Below are 15,460 nucleotides of genomic sequence, written 5' to 3'. Positions count from 1 at the left end.
CATTCTGTGATTAAAGAAGGTTTTAGAACAACTAGTAAGCAACTATTATAGTATAGCAAAAAAAGCCGAGGTCACCTGGATACCTCATGCTTATTTTTTAAGAATGCACCTGCTCTTTTTGCCCATAATAGGCATTAGGCCCGTGTTTGCGCAGATAGTGCTTGTCCATAATATACTTAGGCGCTGGCTCTACATGTGGATTGATCTGCTCGGTCAAGCGATTCATCCTAGCCACTTCCTCAAGCACGACGGAATGGTAAACGGCTTGCGCTGGATCCTTGCCCCAAGTAAAAGGCCCATGATTGCGTACTACAATCCCAGGAACTGCCAGCGGATCTAAGCCTCGGCGGGTAAATTCTTCAATAATGACCGTGCCTGTTTCTTTTTCATAGGCACGGTTAACTTCAGCCTCACTCAAAGAACGAGCACAAGGAATCGCGCCATAGAAATAATCAGCCTGGGTCGTGCCATAAAAAGGCAAGTCACGCCCTGCCTGGGCCCAGGCCACAGCCTCGGTTGAGTGAGTATGGACAATCCCACCAATAGCTGGCCAGGCCTTGTAAAGCTGGACATGGGTCGCCAAATCAGACGAAGGATTCAGATCCCCTTCTAGGATGTGACCTTCAAGGTCCGTTACCACCATATTTTCTGGAGTGAGTCGATCATAGTCGACCCCAGAAGGCTTAATGACAATCAAGCCGGCCTCTCGGTCTACCTCTGAGACATTGCCCCAGGTAAACTTAACCAAGCCATGAGCAGGCAAGGCCTTATTGGCCGCACAAACCCGCTGCCGCATCTCAGATAACGATTTCACCATTAGATAACACCTGCTTTCTCCATCAGTGGGTAAAGGAAGGCTTGCGCTTCTTGGATCGCTTTTTGGCTCTCCTCTACCGTTGCGTCATTTTTGCACCACATTTCAATCAAAAAGGGACCATTGTAGTTTGTTTGCTTTAGCACTGCAAACATTGCTTCCCAGTCAACACAACCTTGACCAAAAGGCACATCACGAAATTGCCCCTGACTCTGCTCGGTCACCGCATAGGTATCCTTGAGATGCAGCGCAGCAATAGACTGATGGCCATTGTAAAAGGCACTCCACAAATCATTATGCCAAGCAGCAAGGTTACCTGTATCAGGATAGGCAAAAAGGTAAGGCGAAGCAATTTCTTTTTCAATAGCTAAATATTTTTCAATGGAATTGATAAAAGGATCATCCATGATTTCAATGGCCAGCATGACCTGGGCTTCTTCGGCCCAAACACAGGCTTGGCGCAAGTTTTTGATAAAACGCGCACGGGTTTCAGGGGACTTTTCCTCATAGTAAACATCATAGCCAGCTAGTTGAATCGTACGTACACCAATGTCTTGGGCAAAAACGATACACTTTTGCATCATCTCCATAGCCTTGGCTTCCTTAGCTGGATCATTAGAGCCCATGGGAAACCGCCTGTGCCCACTAAAGGTGATACTTGGCACGCGTACACCTGTTGCAAAAATGGCTTTAACCAGCTCAAGCCGCTCGGCTTTTGACCAATCGAGCCGCGCCAAGCGTTCATCTGATTCATCAATGGACAATTCCACAAAATCAAAGCCCAGCTCTTTAGCAAACTGGAGGCGCTCTAACCACGTTAGCTCTTTTGGGATTGCTTTTTCATAAATACCTATTGGACGTGCCATGTTTTACCCCCAAATGCGTTTAATTTCAGCCTTGAAAGCTCGTGCAGCGGCTGCTGGATCGGGAGCTTCGGTAATCCCACGTCCAGCAATGAAGGTAAAGACATCCACCCCGGCAAACAATTGCAGTGTATCAGTTGAGAGACCACCCGTCACTGAAACCCGAAAACCCATATCAATCAACTGTTTCACCTTATTGAGGTCCTTTTCTCCCCAGCTATCACCAGCCAGTAGGGCATCTCGTGATTGGTGATAAATGGCCTGGGAAATACCGGCATCAAGCCAAGCTTGGGCCTGCTCAAAAGTCCAATCACCATACAGTTCAATTTGAATCTCGCCACGGTCGCCGCGCTCTTCTTTGATAGCTTTTAAAGCAGCGGCCATGGTGGGAATTGTGGCACAGCAAATGCAGGTCATCCAGTCGGCACCTTGTGCCGCATTGTTTCTAGCAACTGTGCCACCAGCATCGGCACACTTGGTATCGGCCACAATTATTTTTTCTGGAAATAAGCTGCGCAGGACTTGGACCAACTGGCTGCCTACTTGGAGTAGACAAACAGTGCCTGCTTCAATCACATCAACTTCTTGACCAACGGCAACAGCCGCCGAAATAGCCCCTTGTAAATCTGAATGGTCAAGGGCAACTTGTAACTGGGGTAAACGTTTTGTCATTTTTCTTCCTAAAGCGAGAGCCCCCCTCCTCCCTTTCTAACAAGGCTTTGCCATTGTCACAAAGCCAGGGTACTAGAGTGGACTGTCTCGACTTGCTTTTCCTTTCCTTAAGGTATGGAGCAAGAGCACTGCCTGGGCGGTACTCCTTTTTTTGTAACATGCATGCGATAGCTGGTGATAAGAGGGGCTAGCACCCCGAGCATCGGACACCAGCCTTAAATAACATAAAGGGCTTGAGATGACCGAACCACCAAGGGCTACGGAGGCTCTCCTTGGCAACCATTGCTTTTGGCGGACCTATCTGCCTGGCAAAGCTTCGCCAGATAAGGCTGCCTAGTGTTTTCAGCCCAAAACTAGCTATCTAGGTCAAAACCGGCCAGGTAGGGGCTGTCTTTTGAGGCCGTAACCATAGCCAAAACCTCTTCCTTGGTCTGGCAAGCCACGAGTCGTGCAATCGCATTGTCTAATTCAAATAAAGCAATAATTTGGGGAATAGCCACTGACGTGTGAATGGCAGAGCTCGTAGCAGCCAACGTTAGGAGGACTTGGACTTCTTTGCCATCAGCAAACGTCACCGGCTGCTTTAAGGTCACCAAGGAAAACGCATCGCGATTAACCCCGTCTTCTGGACGGGCATGCGGCATCGCCATGCCTGGCATTAGGATATAATATGGCCCATATGCTTCTGTAGAAGCAATGATGGCCTGATAGTAGGCTGCATCAACCGCTCCGCTCTCAATCAATGGATCAACGGACAAGCGTACAGCCTCTTGCCAGGTATTTGCTTCTAAGCCCAAGCGAATCGAATCATTGTCTATAAAGGCTTGTCTTAAATTCATCTGTTCTCCTTTTAGCAATAAGAGCGTGATGAAGACTCACTCCTCTTTCAGCTTTTTTATAAAACGGCTTGTAATTTTGCCTTGATCTCATTGTCGTCCATCAAATTATCCAAGCCAACCAGATGGCCTTTGGTCCGACCATCCAATTCATGAATCAAGTGATTGGAGGCCACCACAATATCATAACCGGCCGCTAAGCCTTTAGCTTCGCCAACTGAGCAAGAAGCCGATTGAATATCAGTTACACCTAATTGCCGAAGGGCGTTTTCAACTTTCATTTTAATAACCATGGATGAACCCATGCCATTTCCACATGCTGTTAGAATTTTAACCATTATGATTCTCCTATTTTTTCACTTATTGTGCTTCACCACGGTAGTAGGCTTCTTTATCTTTAGCTTTAGCAAATTGCCATTGCGGAATAGCCAAGAAAAAGAGACAAACGATAAGATAACCGGCGATACCGAGGTATTTAAAGAGATAGCCAAAGGCTAACCACGGAAATTCAAAGTCAATATTACCATGATAGCCACCTGTGAGTCCCAAAAGACCAACAGCAACGGCCCCCAAAGCGACCTGAATCACCCCTGAGAGGAAGGACAAGGCAACGGCTGCTTTCCAGCCGCCACGCTTATCAGCATAAACAGCGATCGCTGCATTATCAAAGAAGACTGGAACAAAGCCCGTAATAATCAAGATAGGATTTTTAAAGATAACCAGCAAAGCAATCGTGATCAGCTGACCGATCAAGCCAAAGGCAAAGCCTGACAGCACAGCATTGGCAGAGCCAAAACCATAGGAAGCCGCAACATCAACTGCCGGGAAAGAACCTGGTAACAGCTTATTGGAAATCCCCTGAAAGGCATTGGTCAACTCAGTAACAAACATCCGTACGCCCTGCATTAAGATAAACAAATAGACTGAGAAGGTTAAGGACGTTTGGAGAATGTACATGAAGAAGGCCTGCTTGGCCGGGACAAAGGCCCCTGGACCAATCAACTGGGCATTTGACATGATTTCAGGCCCAAGTACGGCCAAAATAGCACCAAAGAAGACCAGCATTAAGGTAGCTGAGGCAACAACTGTATCATGGAAGATACTTAAAAAGGTAGGTAATTTCAGATTATCAAGATTTTCTTCCTTCTTACCAAAGAAAGGGGCTATCTTATCCACAAACCAAATGGCAAACTGCTGCTGGTGACCAATAGCAAAGCCTCCGCCGCCTGTTAAACGTTGCGTAGCTTCGACCGTCATATTGGAACTTACAGCCCAATATAAGCCACAAACAATCCCAACGGCCCAAGCGCCAAAAGCATTTTGAAATTGAGGAATCAAAAGCAGTACAAAAACAGAAATGGTAGCGGCCTGCTGAACCATGATATGACCTGTAATAAACAAGGTACGAACCTTGGTCACCTTGCGAAGGGCCACCAATAATAAATTAACCCCAAAGCCAATCAACAAGGCTGTCGTTGCCACACTGATGAAGCCCATAGCCTCAAGCTTGGTATTGGCTGCTGCTAGACCAAAGTACGGATCAATAACTGCCGCTTCTAATTGAAATTTTTTAGCAAGCGCCACTAAGATCGGACGAAAGGTCGTAACAAGGCCGCCGGCCCCGACATTTAAAATCAAGTAACCAACAGTTGCTTTAATAAAGCCAGCAAACACTTCATGCAAAGGCTTGTTTAATAGCAAGTATCCTACTAAGACCAACAAGCCAACGAAGAAGGCTGGATTTTGCAAAATATTTTGCGAAAACCAATTTAAGGGAGCTAGGAAAAATTCCATGACCGTCTACCTCTTTCACGTTTGATAAATTCTTTACACTGTCATTATAATTTTTGTAAGCGTTTTAATAAAGACCAAGTATCACACAGTCCTGTGTTCAAAATTGGGCTTTCCAGGCCTTGTTCAGGCCCAGAACCAATAGCAAAAAAGCGCCTGGAGATGCAAATGCTTGCCCTTTAGCATCAGCAACTGCAAAACAAACCCAAGCATACAAAAAGAGCTGACAGGCTTGAACTGTCAACTCCGTAAAGGTTATAATATCAGACTACCTGGCCGACCACCAACCGTGCTGGATGGCTGAGCGAAAGGATGAGCTGGCCGGCTTAGCGAAAGGATAGATTCAGTCTAATCAAGCTGGCTTGTGGGCAAAGATGGAGTTAGGCTGGACGATTCGGCCATCTTGTGGACAAGGCTGGGCTCAGACTGGGCAAACTGGCTGCCGGTGATTAATCTAGCTGCTTGTCGCAAATACTGGACTTGGTCTGGTTAATCCAGCCGCCTGGTCGCCAAGCAGGTCAGGTCGACCTTATTTGACGACAATATTAACCAACTTATCTGGAACAGCAATGACTTTGATGATGTCCTTGCCAGCTACTTCCTTTTGAATCTGCGCGCTAGCTAAGGCTGTGGCTTTGAGGTCTTCACGTGTCAAGCCCTTAGCAACCATTAATCGTGCTTTGACCTTACCCTTGATTTGGACAACAATCTCCACTTCGTTTTCCACTAGTTTGCTGTCGTCCCAGACAGGCCAAGGGACGTAGGCAAGGGACTGACCTGAGGCTGTTAATGCTTGCCAAAGCTCCTCAGCCAGATGGGGAGCAAATGGTGCAAGCAATTGCACAAAGCCCTTAGCATAGTCCACAAACAGCTGGTCTTCTTTGTTGGCCGCATTCACAAAGACCATGAGTTGGGCAATAGCTGTGTTGAACTTCATCTGCTCAATCTGCTCAGTCACGGCCTTAACAGTCTCATGGTAGACCTTGTCCAAAGCTCCGCTATTTTCCAGCGACCTTTCTTTGGTCATAATCAAACGGTAAACGCGGTCAAGAAACTTACGCGAGCCTTCTAGGCCTTCTTCTGACCAAGCAATCGAGGCATCCAGTGGGCCCATAAACATTTCGTAGACCCGCAGAGTATCTGCCCCGTATTGTTCAATCACCTCATCTGGATTGACCACATTTTTCAGTGATTTGGACATTTTGGCTGGAGCTTGTTCTAGTTCTTCGCCCGTTTGGACATTAAAGAAAGAGCCATCTCGCTTTTCAACCTTGTCAGTAGCAACAAGTGCTCCGCGGTGATCACGGTAGCTTGTACCCAAGATCATCCCTTGGTTAAAGAGCTTTTGGAAAGGTTCCTTGGTCGGCACCACCCCAAGATCATAGAGGAATTTATGCCAAAAACGGGCATAGAGAAGGTGTAAGACAGCATGCTCTGCCCCACCGATATAGATGTCGACTGGCAACCAGGCCTTAAGCAGATCCTCATCTGCTAATGCGTCATTATTATGCGGGTCAATGTAGCGTAAGAAATACCAGCTCGAGCCAGCCCACTGCGGCATGGTATTGGTCTCACGCCGCCCCTTAACACCATCAGCGCGTGTCACCTGCAACCAATCCGTTAAGTTAGCTAGCGGTGATTCCCCAGTCCCAGAAGGCTTAATATCCCTAGTAACCGGCAAAACAAGGGGCAGCTCCTGTTCTGGCACTGCTGTTGATGTTCCATCTTCCCAATGAATAATCGGGATAGGCTCACCCCAATACCGCTGCCGGCTAAAGAGCCAATCCCGCAGACGGTAGTTGACTTGTTTCCTACCAACACCCTTTGCTTCAAGAAAAGCCAGCATCTTATCAATAGCTGCGGCCTTATCCAGCCCATCAAGAAAGTCCGAATTAATATGCCGACCGTCCTCTGTATAGGCTGCCTCAGCCACATTACCACCCTCTAGCACCGGAATAATCTCAAGGCCAAACTGCTTAGCAAACTCCCAGTCCCGCGTATCATGCGCCGGCACAGCCATAATCGCACCCGTTCCATAGCTAGCTAGCACATAATCTGACACCCAGATCGGCATCAGCCGGCCATTAACCGGATTAATCGCATAGCTACCGGTCCACACCCCCGTCTTTTCCTTAGCCAGATCCGTCCGAGCCAGATCCGATTTGAGACTAGCTTGGTGCTTATAGTCGGCCATCGCTGGCGCTTGCTCAGGCCGGGTAATGGCGTCCACCAGTTCATGTTCTGGGGCCATAACAGCGTAGGTCGCACCAAATAAGGTATCCGGCCGCGTTGTAAAGACCGTAAAAGCCTGATCACTCTCTGCCACCGCAAAAGTCACCTGAGCACCCAGGGATTTGCCAATCCAGTTGCGTTGCATATCCTTAATGGACTCAGGCCAATCCAAGTCCTCCAAGTCCTCAAGCAAGCGCTCAGCATAGGCTGTGATCTTGAGCATCCATTGGCGCATGGGCTTGCGCACAACTGGGTAACCACCCCGTTCAGAAGTGCCATCTGGCAAGACTTCTTCATTAGCGATGGCTGTGCCCAATTCTTCCACCCAGTTGACCGGAACTTCGGCTTCGTAGGCTAAGCCTTTTTCATAGAGCTTGGTAAAGATCCACTGGGTCCACTTGTAGTAATTAGGGTCAGTGGTATTAATTTCTCTGTCCCAATCATAAGAAAAACCAAGTGCATTAATCTGCCGCTTAAAGTTCGCAATATTTTCAGCTGTAAAAGCAGCCGGATCATTGCCCGTATCCATAGCATATTGTTCAGCTGGCAAACCAAACGCGTCCCAGCCCATAGGGTGCAGCACATTAAAGCCTTGAGCTCGCTTATAACGACTGAGAATATCCGTAGCAGTGTAGCCTTCTGGATGGCCAACGTGCAGCCCAGCCCCCGAAGGATAGGGAAACATGTCTAAGGCATAAAAATGCGGTTTCTCAGGATCTTCTCCCGTTTTAAAAGTTTGATTCTCAGCCCAAAAAGCTTGCCATTTGGGTTCAATTGCTTTGTGATTATAAAAGGCCATATGATTATCTCCCGGCATAAAAGTCTATTAGTTCTATTATAGCACGATATGAGGCATTTACCAATGGCATAACTAGCGAAAAAACCTCTCATAATCTGTCACACCACAAAGTGCTAGGGCAAAAGCACAGCAGCACAGAAAAAGAGCTCCTCTAAAGGAACTCCTTGTCATTGTTTAAGTTTAGATGATTGTTGGACTTAGTTTTCTTTGCGTTTTGCAGCAAGTGTCACCATGCCGGCGCTTGTCATCACGGCAAAGGCTGCTGCTGTAAAGAATGGGTTAGCAGAATCACCAGTTGATGGAAGTTGGTTAGCAGCGCTCTTCATAGCTACAGGGTTGCTTGCTAAATGTTTAACGTTAGATTTAGCAGCTGGAGCATCGGCTGCTGGTGCTGCTTTACCTGGTTTAACTTGAGGCATTCCAGGAGCTTTAGGCTCAGCTGGTTTAGTCTCTGGAGCTGGTTTAACTTCTGGTGTTGGAGCTGGTTTAACGTCAGGCGTTGGAGTTGGTTGATCTTTTTTAGCTAGTGAGTTAAGGATGAAGTCTTTAAGTGACTTAACGCCTTCAACTGTCTTAGCACCATCAATTTTCTTAATGTAGTAGTCGCTCACGCCAGCTGCTTTCAAGGCTTTCTTAGCATCGTCTTTAGCAAATTCAAGCTTGAAGTCATCTGGTGTCTTAACATCGCCGGTTAAGGTATTGATACCTTCTGCTATACCTTCAACGTTCTTAGCCAATTGGTCGGCTTTTGATTTAGCAACAGCATCCAAGATAGAATCCTTAAGCGCTTTAACGCTGTCAACTGTCTTAGCACCATCAATTTTCTTGATGTAGAAGTCGCTCACGCCAGCTGCTTTCAAGGCTTTCTTAGCATCGTCTTTAGCAAATTCAAGCTTAAAGTCGGCTGGTGTCTTAACATCACCTGTCATGGCATTGATGCCTTCTGCCATACCTTGTGTATTAGCAGTTACTACAGCATTTTTGACATCGGAGTTGAGCTTAGTAACTTCATCCATAGAATCTGCTACTTGTAGCTTAGTCTCAAAATTAGTCTTTTCAGCATCTGACAAGCTTGTTTTATAAGCATCAACTTTATCTAAAGCAGCTACTTTTGCATCAGAAAGCGCTTCATTAGCTTCTGCATCTTTTTGCATCGCTACCATTAATTGGAAGCTTTCACCATCTGCTACTGCTTCAGCTGCTTGAACACTGGTTACACCTGCTAACACTGCTGCAGATACTGAGGCAATCCCAAAAGCGGATTTTCTCAAGTAAGACTGCATTTTCTTGTTTTCCATTTTCCTATTCCCCTTAATTATTTTTACATTAGGTTAAGTATCCTATAGATAACTTAATGACATTATATTACACATATATTATTAAGTCAATATTAAGAATTTTTCAGACTTTTTAATAAACTACCGTTGTCCACAGCCTTGAAAAGCCGCTTTCATGCATTTATTCCGCCTTTTTCGTCTTGTTTTTTGACAGGTTCGTTTTGCTGTTTTATTATAAATTCGGACAATATCATTATTACTTTTTTGTTACAAGTCTAGAAGAACGTGACCTGTTTTTGTAAAAATAAGGGCTATTATCCTTGTACGTGAGCCACTGCGCAGCCTTTTATGAGAAGAAAAAAGGACACCGTAAGGGTTTTCAAACACGCATTAAAATCCTAAATCTCTGGTGTTTAGCAGGCAACAGTTGATACTAGCAACTGGTCTTTAATCATGGCAAAGCAGCTTATATTCTGGAATTTTTCCTTTTCTGCTTAAGCAAGACGCAAAAAGGCCACCTCTAACTAACACCTATCAAGGGGATAGGCTAGTTAGGGCAACCTTGTCATCACACTCTGTTACTTGCTGGTTATCCGCAGCCAAATGGTACACCGATAACCAATGCTTAAAGCGCAGCCTGCTTTAGCTGCCATCAAAGGAACTTTGTGTCTGTGCTGAGCAACCCCCCGCCGTGGCGGCTCACTAAGCACAGCGATTCTCTCACCTAATTAGGGGTTACAAATGGTGCTTAGGAGAGCTCGGCAATTTGATAAAGCTCAACTTCGGCCACGGTTTCAGAACCAAACATGTTCAGCATGAGTTTGACCTTGTTATTTTCAATCTCAACGACACGCCCTTCTTGACCCATGAAAGCGCCATCAATGATTTGGACGACATCGCCTTCTTTAATATTGGTATCAAAGACATCCACTGTTTGTCCCATGGATAGGAGGATCGCTCGGATTTCTTCTTCTAATAGCGGTGTTGGCTTAGAACGGTTCCCGTGCGAGCCCACAAAGCCAGTAACATTGGGCGTGTTACGCACCACGAACCAGGCTTCATCAGTCATGACCATCTCAACTAGCACATAACCTGGGAAGCGGTTTTCTTCAATTTCCTTGGTTTGTCCATTTTTTTCCACATTAACCGTTTGCGTTGGAATTTCTACCCGTAAGATGTTTTCCATCATATTATAAGTTTGTGCCCGTTGTAAAAGGTTCTCTTTGACCTTATTTTCATAACCAGAATAGGTCTGAAGGACGAACCAACCCTTATCAAAAGAATCTAACATTGCTTTTCCTTTCCTTAATAAAAAAGCCTAAGAAGGCTTTGGAAGTGATTACTTTCCTTCATTATAATAAATGCCAAGGAGGCTGTCAATCATCTACCATTAGGTGATTGCATGACAAAAGAAAGCTAGCAAAATAAGTCACCACTAGCCAGAGGCAATTACAAACGCTAGGGGTTTCAGCTTCTATTTTTGGTCAAACTAGCGCCCACCACGTAAAACAGCTCACGCAGCCAACAACATTGAAGCAGTCATAGCTCAAGGAATAAGCAAACTAAAAAAGATTGGAGAAAGGAACTTGTGCCCCCTTTCTCCAATCCGCGACTAGGCGTAATTTTGCTCCTAGCATTTTGCCCTTATTTAGAACAAGTTAATAATACTTAAAATCCCTTTTGATAGGATTTGGTCAAAGATGAAAATAATCACTGTGAAAAAGGCTGTATACTCAAGAACTGAGATAAAGTCTTTCCAGCGCTGTTTTCGATTTGGCCATGTTGTATCTTTCAACAGTTTAAAAATACCACTGACAAAGCTCATCAGACATCCCCTTTAACGTGTTTCTTTATGTACTGTATATTTTTTACAATATTTACAAAATTTATTGACTTCTAGACGTGTTGGTTTAGGCGTACTGCTTACTGCAATTGAGTAATTACGGCTTCCACATTCGATACACGCTAGGCTTGCTTTTTTTTGTGCCATAACGCCTCCCATGAAAGCTATTGTAGCACGAATCAACAGCTAGCGCAAGTTATCTTGCTAACGGATAAAATCAACAATCCCATTCCAGAGATTCTGGGCTTTCTCGCGCAAGCCCGCACGGTCAACTGCATCTGACAGTGAACGCGAAGCTTCTTCGGCTGATTTTCGCAAACCATTGATAATTTCCTGCGATTTAGAAGCCGTATCCGTAGCCGTTTCATTAACCCCGTAAATGGCCGAAATCCCATTTTGGGCATAGGCATTTTCGACCTTGAACGGTGTCCCCTTGGTATAAGGGAGGATATAAGAGGCCTGGGTACTGAAAATAGCTGACGCAGTCCCAGCACTCGAATCTGTCAAATAATGGTGCTGATCAGTTTTATTAAAGCCGACCCACTGGCTGATAACGACATCGGGTGTATAGCCAATCACCCATTGATCGCCCGCCAAATCAGGATTAAAATCAGTCTCTGTTGTCCCTGTCTTGCCGGCCATGGTATAACCATAGACATTGGCATTGACCGCAGAGCCATTAGAGAAGGTGCCAAGCATCATGCTCGTCATCTTATCTGCCACAGACTGACTTATCACCCGTTTGGTTTGATCCTGGTGTTCTTTCAATACATGGCCATTTGCCGTTTCAATCCGAGTAATGAAATGAGCAGAGTGCATGACACCCTTATTAGCAAATGCTGAATAGGCTTGCGCCATTTCCAGTGGATTGGTCGTCACACTGCCTCCTAGGGCAAGGCCCAGTTCTTTGTGAGCAGCAGCCATGTTTAGGCCAAATTTCTTCCCATAGCTAATGGCCTTGTCAACCCCTAATGCATCTAGGGTGGCAACTGCTGGTATATTATAAGAATTGGCCAAAGCCTGATACATGGGAACATCTTCAGATTCGTAATTTCCATAATTATGCGGCTTATAGCCCTTGAAATCACGCAGAGTATTTGGCAGCGTCTTATCAATAGACCAGCCAGCAGCAATCGCTGGCGCATAAACGACTAAGGGCTTAATGGTCGATGCGGGGCTACGTTTGGCCTGGGTCGCATAGTTAAAACTCCGAAAAGTTGGATTTTCTGTACTATTGACTCGACCAACAAGGCCGCGCACACCTCCGGTTTTGGGGTCTAAAGCAACGCTAGCGCCTTGAGCCTGGCTATTGTCATACTCTGAGACCGGAAAGAGGCTAGTGGTGTTAAATGTCGTTTGCATACCGGCCTGGTAATGCTGGTCCAACTCCGTGTAAATCTTGTAGCCATTATTGACTAAGTCTTTCTCTGAGATGCCATAAGTCCTTATAGCTTCATTGATAACCGCATCAAAATAAGATGGGTACTTGTAATCATTGGTTTTTTTCGTATAGTTATCAGCTAGCCGCTCGCCCATGCCGACTCTCTCAGCAGCTGCTGCATCTGCCTTGCTGATTTTTTTAGCGTCCACCATGGCCGCCAAGACCGTATTGCGGCGGTTTGTGGCATTAGCTACTGAATAATAAGGATTGTAAATCTCTGGTCCCTTTAGCATACCCGCTAAGGTCGCTGCTTCATCAAGCGTCAGATCACGCGCACTGGTCCCAAAGTATTTTTGGCTAGCATCTTCTACGCCCCACACACCATGGCCAAAGTAGGCATTATTGAGATACATGGTCAGGATGTCTTTTTTGCTATATTTTTTACTCAGCTCCAAAGCCAGGAAGAATTCACGCGCCTTACGCTTAATCGTCTGATCTTGTGACAAATAAGCATTCTTGGCCAATTGCTGAGTGATGGTTGAGCCCCCACCAAAATGCCCGGCAGTAACTACCGCTAGCAAAAAGCGTTTGATATTAATCCCATTATTAGTATAGAAGGTCCGGTCCTCTGTTGCAATCACAGCATCTTGTAGCCGCTCTGAAACAGCATCAAGTTCAACATAACTGCCTTTTTGACCCGTCAATCTACCTGCATAGGCCTCTTTTTTATCATAAATAAGCGTTGTTGCCTTCAAGGCACTCTGCAAGTCAGATACCTTGGCCGTTTTAGCCAAATAAAAGAGATAAGAGCCAAAAACCAGGACAAAGAGCCCCATACCAATCAGGAGCAATTTACCAATATGATAGCGGCGCCAGAAACGCCGAAGCGGATGTTGCGGCGATGGTAAAAAACGCCCTAAACGCCCCAACCAGGCCGGTTGATTAACCTCAAACGCATGGCTATTTGTTGTCCGACGGCGCTTATAGGAAGATTGCTGTGCAGATTCAGAGGGTGGTTCTTGATTGTCAGCAGCAGCCTTAAAGCTCGCCTCCTGCCTTTGCTGTGCTTTTGCAGCTTGTTTTTTCTGGTGCGCCTGATAAGCGTTTGGAAAAAATTTTTTATAGAGTAACTTAAAAAATGACATAAGTGTAAGATCCCATCACAGCACCGCCTAGTGCTCGTCCAAGACACCAGGCTTTGAATAAGCAATCGCATCAATTTGAAAAAGCAAGCCAGCCGGCCCACCTTCCTGGGCAAATTCGGTTTGAATGGCCTTGCGCGCCGGGTATTGCCCATTAAAACGGTCTTTGATGATTTTTTCCAAAACCGGGTTATTCCAAATATCTCTAAACAAGCAGTCCATCTTAACAACAGCTTCCAGTGTTAACCCAACTAGACCTAAACGGCGCTCCATCTCATCAAAAGCACCATTAATCTGGTCCTCAATGCTATCGCCAATGTTGCCACAGCAGTAATTAATAAAATAAAAATCGCCTGCCTCAACCAGGCCTGTAAAGCCTGCGCTTTCATTGACGTCATAACGTCTAATACTTTTCATTTGTTTACCTCAATAAATGTCCATTTAGTCTATCTATTATACCAGTTTCTCGTCAAATACAAAACTAAAAACCAACGCCACGATTGCTTATGCGCAGCCGTTTGTCTACCTAAAATTCAACCTAGTGGTTGACCCTCCCAAAAAACCAGCAAAACAAAGACGCCTTTAGCTAAGCACAGCCCCTGATGAAGCAGCGCTAGCTTTTCTAACCCAAAAGGCCTTTGCGCAGGCAAAAACATGGTATAATGGTTTTAATCACTCATTAAAATTCTGAAAGGAAACCCCTATGAATAAATTTGATGCCTTTAAAGAAACCCTTACTCCAGAGAGTTTAAAAGCTATTTATGAGGAAACCCGCATTGAGGTGGCTAATGATGAACGCGAAGGAACCGAAGCCTTCTCCGTTGCACTAGCTTCTCAAATGGCTGTTAATCTGGTCGAAAAATACCATGATTGGCTCGATGAGAAATAAACAGATACAGCCAGAGCTGCAAGAATATAGCTTTTTAAGCCCCTTTGACGACTGTACTGTCAAAACCCTCCTTGAAGACAAGCTGCTCATCCCGCGCAAAATCCGCCATTTCTTGCGTACCAAAAAACATATCTTTGTAAATGAAGAACCAGTGACCTGGCAAAGCCTGGTGCCAAAAGATAGCCACATTAGACTGCTCTTTGACCAGGAGGACTACCCAGCTAAGGACATCCTGCTAGGTGATGCCACACTTGTCAACTGTCTCTATCAAGACCAGCACCTCATTGTCGTCAATAAGCCAGCTGGCATGAAAACCCATGCCAATAATCCTGGTGAGCTAGCTCTCTTAAACCATGTCTCAGCCTACGCACAGACCACCTGCTATGTGGTTCATCGTTTGGATCAAGAGACCAGCGGAGCCATTATTTTTGCTAAAAACCCCTTTATCTTGCCCTTGGTAAACCGGCTACTGGAGAGCAAAGCCATCTCTCGGGATTATTGGGCTTTGGTTGAAGGACACTTGCCCAGCAAGGACCTAACCTACCGTGACCCTATCGGTCGGCATCGCCATGACCGACGTAAGCGGGTCGTTGATGTCAAGCATGGCCAGTTGGCTGTCACCCATGTGCAAGCTTTAAAAAGCTTTCCACAGCAGCGCACCCTGATCAATTGCCGCTTAGAAACTGGCCGTACGCATCAAATTCGGGTGCATCTGGCCCATCACCACCATCCCTTGGTAGGAGATCCTCTATATCACCCTAATCCCAAAGGGCGGCTGATGCTCCACGCCCACACTTTGCGTTTTACCCACCCTTTGACTCAAAAAACCATTCGAGTAGAAGCCCAATCAGATAGCTTTCAAGCTCAACTGACGCCATAAAAACCCTCTGACATCATTGAAAGCCTTGCCAATCGTTAGCT

15 protein-coding genes are annotated in these 15,460 nt (G+C 45.8%); 2 read left to right on the top strand and 13 right to left on the bottom strand.

What is annotated here, in order from left to right:
* Positions 1-97: 97 nt before the first annotated feature.
* The 13 genes from GWD08_RS00700 to GWD08_RS00630 form a co-directional block, all read right to left on the bottom strand.
* Entirely contained in the window at positions 98-817 is a 720-nt protein-coding gene (locus GWD08_RS00700; protein ID WP_159563898.1) for an L-ribulose-5-phosphate 4-epimerase, read from the bottom strand.
* Positions 817-1,680: an L-ribulose-5-phosphate 3-epimerase gene (locus GWD08_RS00695; protein ID WP_159563897.1), complete on the bottom strand. Its 864-nt coding sequence runs from the start codon at positions 1,678-1,680 to the stop codon at positions 817-819. The genes GWD08_RS00700 and GWD08_RS00695 overlap by 1 nt, the downstream gene beginning before the upstream one ends.
* Positions 1,681-1,683: 3 nt before the next feature.
* Positions 1,684-2,349 carry a 3-keto-L-gulonate-6-phosphate decarboxylase UlaD gene (locus GWD08_RS00690; RefSeq protein ID WP_159549858.1) on the bottom strand — a complete coding sequence of 222 codons (666 nt, stop codon included), beginning with the start codon at positions 2,347-2,349 and terminating at the stop codon, positions 1,684-1,686.
* Positions 2,350-2,702: 353 nt separating this feature from the next.
* On the bottom strand, positions 2,703-3,188 hold the full coding sequence (locus GWD08_RS00685; protein ID WP_159563896.1) for a PTS sugar transporter subunit IIA: 486 nt from the start codon (positions 3,186-3,188) through the stop codon (positions 2,703-2,705).
* 56 nt (positions 3,189-3,244) lie between these two features.
* A complete protein-coding gene (locus GWD08_RS00680) occupies positions 3,245-3,523 on the bottom strand; it encodes a PTS sugar transporter subunit IIB (protein ID WP_159543419.1) in 279 nt (92 codons plus the stop codon).
* Positions 3,524-3,545: 22 nt separating this feature from the next.
* The gene (locus GWD08_RS00675; RefSeq protein WP_159549861.1) at positions 3,546-4,979 is read right to left on the bottom strand and encodes a PTS sugar transporter subunit IIC; all 1,434 of its coding nucleotides are present in this window, start codon (positions 4,977-4,979) and stop codon (positions 3,546-3,548) included.
* 526 nt (positions 4,980-5,505) lie between these two features.
* Positions 5,506-8,007 carry a leucine--tRNA ligase gene (gene leuS, locus GWD08_RS00670; protein WP_159563895.1) on the bottom strand — a complete coding sequence of 834 codons (2,502 nt, stop codon included), beginning with the start codon at positions 8,005-8,007 and terminating at the stop codon, positions 5,506-5,508.
* A 197-nt stretch (positions 8,008-8,204) separates the two neighbouring features.
* Positions 8,205-9,305, bottom strand: a complete 1,101-nt coding sequence (locus GWD08_RS08700; protein ID WP_341871808.1) for an albumin-binding GA domain-containing protein — start codon at positions 9,303-9,305, stop codon at positions 8,205-8,207.
* Between the two features lie 727 nt (positions 9,306-10,032).
* The gene (gene nusG / locus GWD08_RS00650; protein ID WP_159543429.1) at positions 10,033-10,575 is read right to left on the bottom strand and encodes a transcription termination/antitermination protein NusG; all 543 of its coding nucleotides are present in this window, start codon (positions 10,573-10,575) and stop codon (positions 10,033-10,035) included.
* A gap of 357 nt (positions 10,576-10,932) precedes the next feature.
* Positions 10,933-11,109 (bottom strand): preprotein translocase subunit SecE, encoded by a 177-nt coding sequence (secE, locus tag GWD08_RS00645; protein ID WP_159543431.1) that lies wholly within the window; start codon positions 11,107-11,109, stop codon positions 10,933-10,935.
* A gap of 12 nt (positions 11,110-11,121) precedes the next feature.
* Positions 11,122-11,274, bottom strand: a complete 153-nt coding sequence (gene rpmG / locus GWD08_RS00640) for a 50S ribosomal protein L33 (RefSeq protein WP_159543433.1) — start codon at positions 11,272-11,274, stop codon at positions 11,122-11,124.
* A 57-nt stretch (positions 11,275-11,331) separates the two neighbouring features.
* Positions 11,332-13,653: a penicillin-binding protein PBP2A gene (gene pbp2a / locus GWD08_RS00635; RefSeq protein WP_159563894.1), complete on the bottom strand. Its 2,322-nt coding sequence runs from the start codon at positions 13,651-13,653 to the stop codon at positions 11,332-11,334.
* Positions 13,654-13,680: 27 nt separating this feature from the next.
* Positions 13,681-14,067 (bottom strand): RidA family protein, encoded by a 387-nt coding sequence (locus GWD08_RS00630; RefSeq protein WP_159543437.1) that lies wholly within the window; start codon positions 14,065-14,067, stop codon positions 13,681-13,683.
* A gap of 286 nt (positions 14,068-14,353) precedes the next feature.
* Here GWD08_RS00630 and GWD08_RS00625 point away from each other — a divergent pair, with 286 nt between their 5' ends.
* Positions 14,354-14,539 carry a hypothetical protein gene (locus tag GWD08_RS00625; protein WP_159543439.1) on the top strand — a complete coding sequence of 62 codons (186 nt, stop codon included), beginning with the start codon at positions 14,354-14,356 and terminating at the stop codon, positions 14,537-14,539.
* On the top strand, positions 14,517-15,419 hold the full coding sequence (locus tag GWD08_RS00620) for an RluA family pseudouridine synthase (RefSeq protein ID WP_159563893.1): 903 nt from the start codon (positions 14,517-14,519) through the stop codon (positions 15,417-15,419). Before GWD08_RS00625 ends, GWD08_RS00620 begins: the two co-directional genes overlap by 23 nt.
* The last annotated feature ends 41 nt before the right edge of the window (positions 15,420-15,460 follow it).

Origin of the sequence: Streptococcus halichoeri (genome assembly GCF_009870755.1) — a bacterium.
Taxonomy (GTDB): Bacteria; Bacillota; Bacilli; order Lactobacillales; family Streptococcaceae; genus Streptococcus; species Streptococcus halichoeri.
The sequence above is the reverse complement of the archived record's forward strand: the minus strand, read 5'-3'. Positions and strand labels throughout refer to the sequence as shown.

Coding starts and splice junctions, on each gene's coding strand:
- GWD08_RS00700 (WP_159563898.1), bottom strand. CDS start 817: ATGGTGAAATCGTTATCTGAGATGCGGCAGCGGGTTTGTGCGGCCAAT.
- GWD08_RS00695 (WP_159563897.1), bottom strand. CDS start 1,680: ATGGCACGTCCAATAGGTATTTATGAAAAAGCAATCCCAAAAGAGCTA.
- GWD08_RS00690 (WP_159549858.1), bottom strand. CDS start 2,349: ATGACAAAACGTTTACCCCAGTTACAAGTTGCCCTTGACCATTCAGAT.
- GWD08_RS00685 (WP_159563896.1), bottom strand. CDS start 3,188: ATGAATTTAAGACAAGCCTTTATAGACAATGATTCGATTCGCTTGGGC.
- GWD08_RS00680 (WP_159543419.1), bottom strand. CDS start 3,523: ATGGTTAAAATTCTAACAGCATGTGGAAATGGCATGGGTTCATCCATG.
- GWD08_RS00675 (WP_159549861.1), bottom strand. CDS start 4,979: ATGGAATTTTTCCTAGCTCCCTTAAATTGGTTTTCGCAAAATATTTTG.
- leuS (WP_159563895.1), bottom strand. CDS start 8,007: ATGGCCTTTTATAATCACAAAGCAATTGAACCCAAATGGCAAGCTTTT.
- GWD08_RS08700 (WP_341871808.1), bottom strand. CDS start 9,305: ATGGAAAACAAGAAAATGCAGTCTTACTTGAGAAAATCCGCTTTTGGG.
- nusG (WP_159543429.1), bottom strand. CDS start 10,575: ATGTTAGATTCTTTTGATAAGGGTTGGTTCGTCCTTCAGACCTATTCT.
- secE (WP_159543431.1), bottom strand. CDS start 11,109: ATGAGCTTTGTCAGTGGTATTTTTAAACTGTTGAAAGATACAACATGG.
- rpmG (WP_159543433.1), bottom strand. CDS start 11,274: ATGGCACAAAAAAAAGCAAGCCTAGCGTGTATCGAATGTGGAAGCCGT.
- pbp2a (WP_159563894.1), bottom strand. CDS start 13,653: ATGTCATTTTTTAAGTTACTCTATAAAAAATTTTTTCCAAACGCTTAT.
- GWD08_RS00630 (WP_159543437.1), bottom strand. CDS start 14,067: ATGAAAAGTATTAGACGTTATGACGTCAATGAAAGCGCAGGCTTTACA.
- GWD08_RS00625 (WP_159543439.1), top strand. CDS start 14,354: ATGAATAAATTTGATGCCTTTAAAGAAACCCTTACTCCAGAGAGTTTA.
- GWD08_RS00620 (WP_159563893.1), top strand. CDS start 14,517: ATGATTGGCTCGATGAGAAATAAACAGATACAGCCAGAGCTGCAAGAA.